Source organism: Streptomyces sp. NPDC093510 (assembly GCF_040683555.1).
In the GTDB taxonomy this organism is placed as follows: Bacteria; Actinomycetota; Actinomycetes; order Streptomycetales; family Streptomycetaceae; genus Streptomyces.
In genome coordinates this window covers 308,800-319,440 of the sequence record NZ_JBFBEE010000011.1, presented here as the reverse complement: position 1 = coordinate 319,440, position 10,641 = coordinate 308,800, and the positions used below count along the sequence as shown (strand labels likewise).

Below are 10,641 nucleotides of genomic sequence, written 5' to 3'. Positions count from 1 at the left end.
GGTGCAGGGGCGGGAGTCAAGGGTGGAGCGGAGCGGAATCGGCGGAGCCGACGCGACGCAGGAGCGCCCTTTACTGCCGGCCCGGAGGCGCCACACTCCGCTTAAAACCGGGCGGCCCCGGTGACCGTCAAAGACCCCGGGCCGCCGAAGTCACGGGTCACTTGGGCTCAGCCTCCGGCTTCGTGTTGAGCACCTCCCGCGCCTGCTCCGCCGCACGAACAATGCTCTCGGAGACGAAGTCCACGAAACGGGCGATGTTCTCCAGGCGGGCCGCCGCCGGGGTGTCGGGGCCGAGGATCGTGACGCCCTGGCGCGCCGTCTCGACGAGCAGGGCGTGCGCCCGGGCGCTGGCGATCATCGACTGGTACCAGACGTCGTTGTCGATGACATAGCGCTCGCGGCGGCGTTCGTCCCGCTCCCGGCGGACGAGGCCCTGGTTGTCGAGGAACGCGATCGCCTTGGAGATCGACGCCGGGCTGACCTGGAGCCGCTGGGCGAGCTCGGCCGCGGTGAGGCTGCCCGCGTCGGTGGTGAAGAGGGAGACCAGCACCCGGGCGGTCATCTTGGGCAGGCCCGACTGCATGAAGACGGTGGCGAACGCCTCCTCGTACTCCCGCACGGCCTCGTCGTCGCGTCCGTGGGCCTGCGAGGAGGCCTGCGGGCCCCGGGGCGTGGCCTGCCTGCGCCGGTGGGCGCGGTGTTCGGTGGCGCGGTGGGCCAGGTCGGCGCGGTAGGCGGTGGGGCCGCCGTTGCGCATCACCTCGCGCGTGATCGTCGAGGTGGGGCGTTCGAGGCGCCTGGCGATCTCCGCGTAGGCGAGGTCGTCGGCCAGCCCCAGCGCGATCTGCTGACGTTCCTGCTGGGTGAGTCTGCCTCCCGGCATCGCGGTCTCCTCGGCGGTTGTCTGTGGTGCCGTCAGCATAGCGTTCAGTTTCATCTCATTGCAACGGTCGGGTGGGTGTTTGTTGCGTTAGATTTCCGATCGTTGCAACGAAATGGTGCCGCTGAGCTGGATAAATGATGGCAGGGTGCAACGAACACGTTGCCTAAAGCGCAAACGCAACGTAGCTTTTGCGATGTCGGAAACAGCGAGTCCAAGACCAGGAGCCCACCATGCAGAAGTTCGACACCCCCGCCCCCATCGCCACCGTCCTCGACATCCCCGCCGGCCGCGTCCAGTTCATCGCCGCCGACCGGGCCGACACCGTGGTCGAGGTCCGGCCCGCGAACGCCTCGAACGGCAAGGACGTCAAGGCGGCGGAGCAGATCGCGGTCGAGTACGGCGACGGCGACGGCGTGCTGCGGATCGAGGGCGAGGCGCCGAAGAGCCGGATTCTCGGCAGCGGCTCCGGCGCGGTCGAGGTCACCGTCCAGCTGCCCGCCGGGTCCCGGGTCGAGGCGAAGATGGCCGCCGGTGACCTGCGGGGCGTCGGGCGGCTCGGCGACGTCTCCTTCGAGGTCGCCCAGGGGTCGGTCAAGCTCGACGAGGCCGCGGACGCCGTCCTCACCCTGATGGCCGGTGATGTCACGGTGGGCCGTCTCACCGGGCCCGCGAAGGTCAGCGTCCAGAAGGGCGATATCCACGTCGCGGAAGCCGTGCGCGGCACCGTCGACCTGCGCACCGAGGCCGGGGAGATCACCGTCGGCGCCGCCCGCGGCGTCTCGGCCTCCCTGGACGCGGGCACCACCTACGGCCGTATCCACGACACGCTCATGAACGCCGAAGGCGCCGACGCCGGCCTGCACATCCGCGCGACCACCGCCTACGGCGACATCGCCGCCCGCAGTCTCTGACCCGCCACCCGAGGACCCCGAAGGAGCATCAGTCATGACCGACCTGGCCATCGCGGCGTACGGGCTGCGCAAGTCCTACGGGGACAAGAGCGTCCTCGACGGCATCGACCTGACCGTGCCGGCCGGCACCGTCTTCTCGCTGCTGGGTCCGAACGGCGCCGGCAAGACCACCGCCGTGAAGATCCTCTCCACCCTCATCCCCGCCGACGCGGGACAGGCCCACATCGCGGGTCACGACATCGCTACCGACCCGCAGGCCGTACGCGCCACCATCGGCGTCACCGGCCAGTTCTCCGCCGTCGACGGGCTCATCACCGGCGAGGAGAACATGCTCCTCATGGCCGACCTGCACCACCTGGGCAAGCGTGAAGGGCGGCGGGTCGCCGCCGAGCTGCTGGAGCGGTTCGACCTGGTCGAGGCCGCGAAGAAGCCCGCCGCCACCTACTCCGGCGGCATGAAGCGCCGCCTCGACATCGCCATGACGCTGGTCGGCGGCCCGCGCATCATCTTCCTCGACGAGCCGACGACCGGGCTTGACCCCCGCTCCCGCCACACCATGTGGCAGATCATCCGCGGACTCGTCTCCGACGGGGTGACCGTCTTCCTCACCACCCAGTACCTGGAAGAGGCCGACCAGCTCGCCGATCGGATCGCGGTGCTGAACGACGGCAGGATCGCCGCCGAAGGCAGCGCCGGGGAGCTGAAGCGGCTCGTCCCCGGAGGGCACGTCCGCCTCCGCTTCACCGACCCGGCCGCGTACCGCACCGCCGCCGACACCCTGCACCAGGCCGCCAGGGACGACGAGGCGCTGGCCCTGCAAATCCCCAGCGACGGCAGCCAGCGCGCCCTGCGGGCCATCCTCGACCGCCTCGACTCCGCCGCCGTCGAAGCCGACGAACTGACCGTGCACACCCCCGACCTGGACGACGTCTTCTTCGCCCTCACCGGCAGCACCGCCCACCCCGAGAAGCCCAGTCAGCTCAAGGAGACCGTTCGATGAGTGCCCTCTCCCTCGCCGTGCGCGACTCGTCCACCATGCTGCGCCGCAACCTCCTGCACGCCCGGCGCTACCCCTCGCTCACCCTGAACCTGCTGCTCACCCCGGTCATGCTGTTGCTGCTCTTCGTCTACATCTTCGGCGACGCGATGAGCTCGGGCCTCGGTGAGGGCGGGCCCGACCGCTCCGCGTACATCGCGTATGTCGTCCCCGGTCTGCTCCTGATGACCATCGGCAGCACCCTGATCGGCACCGCGGTCTCCGTCTCCAACGACATGACCGAAGGCATCATCGACCGCTTCCGCACGATGGCCATCCACCGTGGCTCCGTGCTCATCGGGCACGTCGTGGGCAGCGTGCTCCAGGCGATCGCGAGCGTGGTCCTCGTCGGCGCCATCGGTGTGGCCATCGGCTTCCGGTCCACCGACGCCACGGTTGTGGAGTGGCTGGCCGCGTTCGGGCTGCTCGTGCTCTTCGCCACGGCCCTCACCTGGATCGCGGTCGGCATGGGCCTCGTCAGCCCGAACGCCGAGGCCGCCGGCAACAACGCGATGCCGCTGATCCTGCTGCCGCTCCTCTCCAGCGCCTTCACCCCGGTCGACTCGATGCCGGGCTGGTTCAGGCCGATCGCCGAGTACCAGCCGTTCACCCCCGCCATCGAGACCCTGCGCGGCCTGCTGCTCGGCAGCGAGATCGGCCACAACGGATGGCTCGCCGTCGGCTGGTGCCTGGGCCTCGCAACGCTCGGCTACTTCTGGTCGACGTCGAAGTTCAACCATGACCCGAAGTAGGTCGTCCGTAACGCGAACAGGCCGGTTCCGCCCGAAGGCGGAACCGGCCTGAATCGTGTGCGCCGTGGTTACTTCGCCGGCTCCGGCTCCGGCTCGTCCACCGACTCGGCGTCGCCCGCCGGGTCGACCGGCGTCTTCACGGAGTCGAGCAGCAGCTGCGCGACATCCACGACCTGGAGCGACTCCTTCGCCTGGCCGTCGTTCTTCTTGCCGTTGACGGAGTCGGTGAGCATGACGAGGCAGAACGGGCAGGCGGTGGAGACGATGTCGGGGTTGAGCGACAGCGCCTCGTCGACCCGCTCCGTGTTGATGCGCTTGCCGATGCGCTCCTCCATCCACATGCGCGCACCACCGGCACCGCAGCAGAAGCCGCGCTCCTTGTGGCGGTGCATCTCCTGCTGACGCAGGCCGGGGACGGACGACATGATCTCGCGCGGGGGCGTGTAGACCTTGTTGTGGCGGCCCAGGTAGCAGGGGTCGTGGTACGTGATCAGACCCTCGACCGGCGTCACCGGGATCAGCTTGCCCTCGTCGATGAGGTGCTGGAGCAGCTGCGTGTGGTGGATGACTTCGTAGTCGCCGCCGAGCTGCGGGTACTCGTTGGCGATGGTGTTGAAGCAGTGCGGGCAGGTCGAGACGATCTTCTTGGCCGTCTTCGGCTTCTGCGACTCGGGCGTGACCTTGCCGTCGTCGTCGAACTCCTCGCCGAACGCCGCGTTCAGCGTCATGACGTTCTCCTGGCCGAGCTGCTGGAACAGCGGCTCGTTGCCCAGGCGCCGCGCCGAGTCACCGGTGCACTTCTCGTCGCCGCCCATGATCGCGAACTTGACGCCCGCGATGTGGAGGAGCTCCGCGAAGGCCTTCGTGGTCTTCTTGGCACGGTCCTCCAGGGCGCCGGCGCAGCCGACCCAGTAGAGGTACTCGACCTCGGTGAGGTCCTCGATGTCCTTGCCGACGACCGGCACCTCGAAGTCGACTTCCTTCGTCCACTCCAGGCGCTGCTTCTTGGCGAGGCCCCAGGGGTTGCCCTTCTTCTCCAGGTTCTTGAGCATCGTGCCCGCCTCGGACGGGAACGCGGACTCGATCATGACCTGGTAGCGACGCATGTCGACGATGTGGTCGATGTGCTCGATGTCGACCGGGCACTGCTCGACGCAGGCGCCGCAGGTGGTGCAGGACCACAGGACGTCCGGGTCGATGACGCCGTTCTCCTCGACGGTGCCGATGAGGGGGCGCTCGGCCTCCGCGAGAGCGGCGGCGGGCACGTCCTTCAGCTGCTCCTCCGTCGCCTTCTCCTCGCCCTCCATCGTCTTGCCGCCGCCCGCGAGCAGGTACGGGGCCTTGGCGTGCGCGTGGTCGCGCAGCGACATGATGAGGAGCTTGGGCGAGAGCGGCTTGCCGGTGTTCCATGCGGGGCACTGCGACTGGCAGCGGCCGCACTCGGTGCAGGTGGAGAAGTCGAGGATGCCCTTCCAGCTGAACTGCTCGACCTGGGAGACACCGAAGACGGCGTCCTCGGCCGGGTCCTCCCAGTCGATCGGCTCGCCGCCGGACGTCATGGGCTGCAGCTCGCCGAGCGTCGTACCGCCGTTCGCCTCGCGCTTGAACCAGATGTTCGGGAAGGCGAGGAAGCGGTGCCAGGCCACACCCATGTTGGTGTTGAGGGAGACGACGATCATCCAGATGAACGAGGTCGCGATCTTCAGGCCGGCGAAGAAGTACGTGAGGTTCTGCAGGGTGGAGAGATCCATGCCCGCGAACCAGGTGACGACCGGGTACGAGATGAAGAACGACGCCTCGTAGCTGTCGACGTGGTGCTGGGCGCCCTCAAGGGCGTGCAGCGTGAAGATGCAGACGCCGACGATGAGGATGACGGACTCGACGAAGTACGCCTGGCCCGTCTTCGAGCCCGCGAAGCGGGACTTGCGGCCCGGCTTGCCGGGCTTGTTCAGCTGCCGGATGACGATCAGCGTCAGGATGCCGAGCACGGTCATCGTGCCGATGAACTCGACGAAGACGTTGTACGGCGCCCAGTCACCGATGATCGGCAGAATCCAGTCGGCCTGGAAGAGCTGGCCGAAGGCGTTGACGATCGTCAGCAGCAGCGAGAAGAAGCCCACCGCCACGAACCAGTGCGCGAAGCCGACGATGCCCCACCTGTTCATGCGCGTATGGCCGAGGAATTCCTTGACCACGGTGAGGGTGCGCTGGACGGGGTTGTCGGTCCTGAGGCCGGCGGGCACGGGCTGTCCGAGCCGCACGAACTTGTAGATCTGCACGATGGCACGGCCGAACAGCGCGACGCCGACCGCGATTAGGACCAGCGACACGATGATCGCGGCGAGTTGCATTGGGGGCTCCTCGGGCCTGCGAGGCGAACTATTACTAAGCGGTAACTTATGCAGTCCGTCTGAGACTACCCACTTACTCCGCCGCACTGTAGCCAGCGACCCGGTGATCTGCGTCGCTCAGGCAACCCTTTGCATGTCAGGTGCCGGGCGCCTGGTCCTTTTAGGGGCGCGGGGAACTGCGCGCCCAGCCACACACGGCCCGCAGTCGAGAACCGGACCCCCGGGAGGGCCGCACCTGCGCGTAAGTACAGGATAAGACTTGAGTGCCCCAGACTCACATCTGTTGACGCCAGCGCAGCGCTCATGCATGCTTGAGCCAGATCCACTCAAGAAGTACATCTGGAGGAACCGAAATGGCACGTGCGGTCGGCATCGACCTGGGCACGACTAACTCCGTCGTCAGCGTTCTCGAAGGCGGCGAGCCCACCGTCATCACCAACGCCGAGGGCGCCAGGACCACGCCGTCCGTCGTCGCCTTCGCGAAGAACGGCGAGGTGCTCGTCGGCGAGGTGGCGAAGCGCCAGGCGGTCACCAACGTCGACAGGACCATCCGGTCGGTCAAGCGCCACATGGGCACCGACTGGAAGGTGGACATCGACGACAAGGGGTTCAACCCCCAGCAGATCTCGGCGTTCATCCTGCAGAAGCTGAAGCGCGACGCCGAGTCGTACCTGGGCGAGAAGGTGGCCGACGCGGTCATCACCGTCCCGGCGTACTTCAACGACTCCGAGCGCCAGGCCACCAAGGAGGCCGGCGAGATCGCGGGTCTGAACGTCCTGCGCATCGTCAACGAGCCCACCGCCGCCGCCCTTGCCTACGGCCTCGACAAGGACGACCAGACCATTCTGGTCTTCGACCTCGGTGGCGGCACCTTCGACGTCTCGCTCCTCGAGATCGGCGACGGCGTCGTCGAGGTGAAGGCCACGAACGGCGACAACCACCTCGGTGGTGACGACTGGGACCAGCGCGTCGTCGACTACCTGGTCAAGCAGTTCAACAACGGCCACGGCGTGGACCTGGGCAAGGACAAGATGGCGCTCCAGCGCCTGCGCGAGGCGGCCGAGAAGGCCAAGATCGAGCTGTCCTCCTCCACGGAGACCACGATCAACCTGCCCTACATCACGGCCTCCGCCGAGGGCCCGCTGCACCTGGACGAGAAGCTCACGCGCGCCCAGTTCCAGCAGCTCACGTCCGACCTCCTGGAGCGCTGCAAGACGCCGTTCCACAACGTCATCAAGGACGCGGGCATCCAGCTGAGCGAGATCGACCACGTCGTTCTCGTCGGTGGCTCCACCCGCATGCCCGCCGTCGCCGAGCTCGTCAAGGAGCTCACCGGCGGCAAGGACGCCAACAAGGGTGTGAACCCGGACGAGGTCGTCGCCATCGGCGCCTCGCTCCAGGCCGGTGTCCTCAAGGGTGAGGTCAAGGACGTCCTGCTCCTCGACGTGACCCCGCTGTCCCTCGGCATCGAGACCAAGGGCGGCATCATGACCAAGCTCATCGAGCGGAACACCACGATTCCGACGAAGCGCTCCGAGATCTTCACGACGGCCGAGGACAACCAGCCGTCCGTCCAGATCCAGGTCTACCAGGGCGAGCGCGAGATCGCGGCGTACAACAAGAAGCTCGGCATGTTCGAGCTGACCGGTCTGCCGCCGGCGCCCCGCGGCGTCCCGCAGATCGAGGTCTCCTTCGACATCGACGCCAACGGCATCATGCACGTGACCGCGAAGGACCTGGGCACGGGCAAGGAGCAGAAGATGACCGTCACCGGTGGCTCCTCGCTGCCGAAGGACGAGGTCAACCGGATGCGCGAAGAGGCCGAGAAGTACGCGGACGAGGACCACGCCCGCCGCGAGGCCGCCGAGTCCCGCAACCAGGGCGAGCAGCTCGTCTACCAGACCGAGAAGTTCCTCAAGGACAACGAGGAAAAGGTCCCCGGTGACGTGAAGACCGAGGTCGAGGAAGCCGTCAACGAGCTGAAGGAGAAGCTCAAGGGCGAGGACACGGCCGAGATCCGCACCGCCACCGAGAAGGTCGCCGCCGTCTCGCAGAAGCTGGGCCAGGCCATGTACGCCGACGCCCAGGGCGCGCAGGCCGCGGGCGGTCCCGAGGGCGCTGCCCCCGGTGCCGACCAGGCCAAGGAGGACGACGGAGTCGTCGACGCCGAGATCGTCGACGACGAGAAGCCCGGAGACGCGAAGGGCGGCGCCGCCTGATGACCGAGGAGACCCCGGGCTTCGGCGAGAACGCCGAGAAGCCTGACGTCCCCTCCGGCGCCACCCCTGATGACGCGGCGCCGAAGGCCGCCGAGCCCTCCACCGAGGAGGGCGCGGCGGCCCCGGCCGGGGACGCAGCAGCGAGCAAGACGTCCGCGCAGAACGCGCAGGACGCGCAGGACGCGCAGGACGTGAGCCTGACCGCCCAGCTGGACCAGGTGCGCACCGCGCTCAACGAGCGCACCGGCGACCTCCAGCGGCTGCAGGCCGAGTACCAGAACTACCGCCGTCGGGTGGAGCGGGACAAGGTGACGGTGAAGGAGATCGCCTCGGCGAACCTCCTCTCCGAGCTCCTTCCCACCCTCGACGACATCGGCCGCGCCCGTGAGCACGGCGAGCTGGTGGGCGGCTTCAAGTCGGTGGCCGAGTCTCTCGAGACCGTCGTCGCCAAGCTGGGCCTTCAGCAGTTCGGCAAGGAGGGCGAGCCCTTCGACCCGACGATCCACGAGGCCCTGATGCACAGCTACGCACCGGACGTCACGGAGACGACCTGCGTCGCGATCCTGCAGCCGGGGTACCGGATCGGCGAGCGCACCATCCGCCCCGCGCGGGTGGCCGTCGCCGAGCCGCAGCCCGGCGCGCAGACCGTCAAGGGCGAGGAGCCCGACGGCTCTGCGGGCTCCGCGACCGCGGAGAAGGCGGACGAGAAGGAGACCGGTGGCCCGGACGAGGGCTGACGGCAACGACATGAGTGAGGAGGGACGTCGGGGATGAGCACCAAGGACTTCATCGAGAAGGACTACTACAAGGTCCTCGGCGTCCCCAAGGACGCCACCGAAGCCGAGATCAAGAAGGCGTACCGGAAGCTCGCACGCGAGAACCACCCGGACGCCAACAAGGGCAACACCAAGGCGGAAGAGCGCTTCAAGGAGATCTCCGAGGCGAACGACATCCTCGGCGACCCCAAGAAGCGCAAGGAGTACGACGAAGCGCGTGCTCTCTTCGGCAACGGTGGATTCCGGCCGGGCCCCGGAGCCGGCGGCGGCTCGTTCAACTTCGACCTGGGCGACCTCTTCGGAGGCGGCGCCCCGGGTGGCGGTGGAGCGGCCGGCGGCGGTTTCGGGGGCGGCCTCGGTGACGTCTTCGGGGGCCTGTTCAACCGCGGCGGCGCGGGTGCCGGAGCCGGCACGCGTACGCAGCCGAGGCGCGGCCAGGACATCGAGTCCGAGGTCACGCTCAGTTTCACGGAGGCGGTGGACGGCGCGACCGTGCCGCTCCGCATGTCCTCCCAGGCGCCCTGCAAGGCGTGTTCCGGCACCGGCGACAAGAACGGCACGCCGCGCGTGTGCCCGACCTGTGTCGGCACGGGCCAGGTCTCGCGGGGCGGCGGCGGAGGGTTCTCCCTCACCGACCCGTGCATGGACTGCAAGGGGCGTGGGCTGATCGCCCAGGACCCCTGCGAGGTCTGTGGCGGCAGCGGCCGCGCCAAGTCGTCGCGCACCATGCAGGTGCGTGTTCCGGCCGGTGTCTCGGACGGGCAGCGCATCCGCCTGCGCGGCAAGGGCGCGCCCGGCGAGCGGGGCGGCCCGGCGGGCGACCTGTATGTGGTCGTGCACGTCGACAGCCACCCGGTCTTCGGCCGCAAGGGCGACAACCTCACGGTCACGGTTCCGGTGACGTACCCGGAGGCGACGCTGGGCGGCGAGGTGAAGGTGCCCACGCTGGGCGGCCCGCCCGTCACCCTGAAGCTCCCCGCGGGCACGCCGAACGGTCGTACGATGCGGGCCCGCGGCAAGGGTGCGGTCCGCAAGGACGGCACGCGGGGCGACCTCCTTGTGACGGTGGAGGTGTCGGTCCCGACATCCCTGTCGGACTCGGCGAAGGAAGCTCTGGAGTCCTACCGCAAGGCGACTGCGGGCGACGACCCGCGGGCAGAACTGTTCCAGGCCGCGAAGGGAGCGTGACCCCATGGATAGGGTCGGCCGTCGTCGTAATCCGTACCAACTCACCGACGAGACACCGGTGTACGTCATCTCGGTGGCCGCCCAGCTGAGCGGTCTGCATCCGCAGACCCTGCGGCAGTACGACCGCCTCGGTCTGGTCTCCCCGGACCGCACCGCGGGACGTGGCCGGCGCTATTCGGCCCGCGACATCGAACTGCTCCGCACGGTGCAGCAGTTGTCGCAGGAAGAGGGCATCAACCTCGCCGGCATCAAGCGCATCATCGAGCTGGAGAACCAGGTCGCGGCGCTCCAGGCGCGGGTCGCGGAGCTCTCCGCGGCCGTGGACGGAGCCGCCGCGGCCATGCAGCAGCGGGAAGCGGCGGTGCACGCCTCGTACCGCCGTGACCTCGTCCCCTACCAGGACGTGCAGCAGGCGAGCGCGCTGGTGGTGTGGCGGCCGAAGCGGTCGACCGAGCAGTGAATTCCATGGGCTGAGCATGCGCTGAGTACCCTGAAGCGGGGCCGGGAGGGCGACCTCCCGGCCCC

The 10,641-nt window shown here is 68.6% G+C and carries 8 protein-coding genes and 2 pseudogenes; 7 read left to right on the top strand and 3 right to left on the bottom strand.

Features of this window, described 5'->3' with window-relative positions; all coding sequences use genetic code 11:
• Positions 1 to 157 precede the first annotated feature (157 nt).
• A pseudogene (locus AB0N81_RS20150) lies at positions 158 to 562 on the bottom strand (MarR family transcriptional regulator); the annotation flags it as partial.
• A 123-nt stretch (positions 563 to 685) separates the two neighbouring features.
• Positions 686 to 883, bottom strand: a pseudogene (locus tag AB0N81_RS20145) (helix-turn-helix domain-containing protein); the annotation flags it as partial.
• 230 nt (positions 884 to 1,113) lie between these two features.
• On the opposite strand from AB0N81_RS20145, the gene AB0N81_RS20140 reads away from it, so the two are divergent.
• From AB0N81_RS20140 to AB0N81_RS20130, 3 genes are read left to right on the top strand one after another with little or no spacing between them, the layout of a single operon-like run.
• Positions 1,114 to 1,794 (top strand): DUF4097 family beta strand repeat-containing protein, encoded by a 681-nt coding sequence (locus tag AB0N81_RS20140; RefSeq protein WP_365360051.1) that lies wholly within the window; start codon positions 1,114 to 1,116, stop codon positions 1,792 to 1,794.
• Between the two features lie 34 nt (positions 1,795 to 1,828).
• Positions 1,829 to 2,794, top strand: coding sequence for an ATP-binding cassette domain-containing protein (locus AB0N81_RS20135; RefSeq protein WP_365360049.1), 966 nt, complete (start codon positions 1,829 to 1,831; stop codon positions 2,792 to 2,794).
• The gene (locus AB0N81_RS20130; RefSeq protein WP_365360047.1) at positions 2,791 to 3,582 is read left to right on the top strand and encodes an ABC transporter permease; all 792 of its coding nucleotides are present in this window, start codon (positions 2,791 to 2,793) and stop codon (positions 3,580 to 3,582) included. The genes AB0N81_RS20135 and AB0N81_RS20130 overlap by 4 nt, the downstream gene beginning before the upstream one ends.
• Before the next feature lie 68 nt (positions 3,583 to 3,650).
• Here AB0N81_RS20130 and AB0N81_RS20125 read toward each other — a convergent pair whose 3' ends face one another.
• Positions 3,651 to 5,933, bottom strand: a complete 2,283-nt coding sequence (locus AB0N81_RS20125) for a (Fe-S)-binding protein (protein WP_365360045.1) — start codon at positions 5,931 to 5,933, stop codon at positions 3,651 to 3,653.
• Positions 5,934 to 6,286: 353 nt separating this feature from the next.
• Here AB0N81_RS20125 and dnaK point away from each other — a divergent pair, with 353 nt between their 5' ends.
• Genes dnaK through AB0N81_RS20105 form a run of 4 tightly spaced genes read left to right on the top strand, consistent with a single transcriptional unit; the run spans position 6,287 to position 10,576 of the window.
• A complete protein-coding gene (gene dnaK, locus AB0N81_RS20120) occupies positions 6,287 to 8,152 on the top strand; it encodes a molecular chaperone DnaK (RefSeq protein WP_365360043.1) in 1,866 nt (621 codons plus the stop codon).
• The gene (grpE, locus tag AB0N81_RS20115; RefSeq protein ID WP_365360041.1) at positions 8,152 to 8,889 is read left to right on the top strand and encodes a nucleotide exchange factor GrpE; all 738 of its coding nucleotides are present in this window, start codon (positions 8,152 to 8,154) and stop codon (positions 8,887 to 8,889) included. The genes dnaK and grpE overlap by 1 nt, the downstream gene beginning before the upstream one ends.
• A 33-nt stretch (positions 8,890 to 8,922) precedes the next feature.
• On the top strand, positions 8,923 to 10,116 hold the full coding sequence (dnaJ, locus tag AB0N81_RS20110; RefSeq protein ID WP_365360039.1) for a molecular chaperone DnaJ: 1,194 nt from the start codon (positions 8,923 to 8,925) through the stop codon (positions 10,114 to 10,116).
• A 4-nt stretch (positions 10,117 to 10,120) separates the two neighbouring features.
• Positions 10,121 to 10,576: a helix-turn-helix transcriptional regulator gene (locus AB0N81_RS20105; RefSeq protein WP_365360037.1), complete on the top strand. Its 456-nt coding sequence runs from the start codon at positions 10,121 to 10,123 to the stop codon at positions 10,574 to 10,576.
• Positions 10,577 to 10,641: the final 65 nt, after the last annotated feature.

Coding starts and splice junctions, on each gene's coding strand:
- AB0N81_RS20140 (WP_365360051.1), top strand. CDS start 1,114: ATGCAGAAGTTCGACACCCCCGCCCCCATCGCCACCGTCCTCGACATC.
- AB0N81_RS20135 (WP_365360049.1), top strand. CDS start 1,829: ATGACCGACCTGGCCATCGCGGCGTACGGGCTGCGCAAGTCCTACGGG.
- AB0N81_RS20130 (WP_365360047.1), top strand. CDS start 2,791: ATGAGTGCCCTCTCCCTCGCCGTGCGCGACTCGTCCACCATGCTGCGC.
- AB0N81_RS20125 (WP_365360045.1), bottom strand. CDS start 5,933: ATGCAACTCGCCGCGATCATCGTGTCGCTGGTCCTAATCGCGGTCGGC.
- dnaK (WP_365360043.1), top strand. CDS start 6,287: ATGGCACGTGCGGTCGGCATCGACCTGGGCACGACTAACTCCGTCGTC.
- grpE (WP_365360041.1), top strand. CDS start 8,152: ATGACCGAGGAGACCCCGGGCTTCGGCGAGAACGCCGAGAAGCCTGAC.
- dnaJ (WP_365360039.1), top strand. CDS start 8,923: ATGAGCACCAAGGACTTCATCGAGAAGGACTACTACAAGGTCCTCGGC.
- AB0N81_RS20105 (WP_365360037.1), top strand. CDS start 10,121: ATGGATAGGGTCGGCCGTCGTCGTAATCCGTACCAACTCACCGACGAG.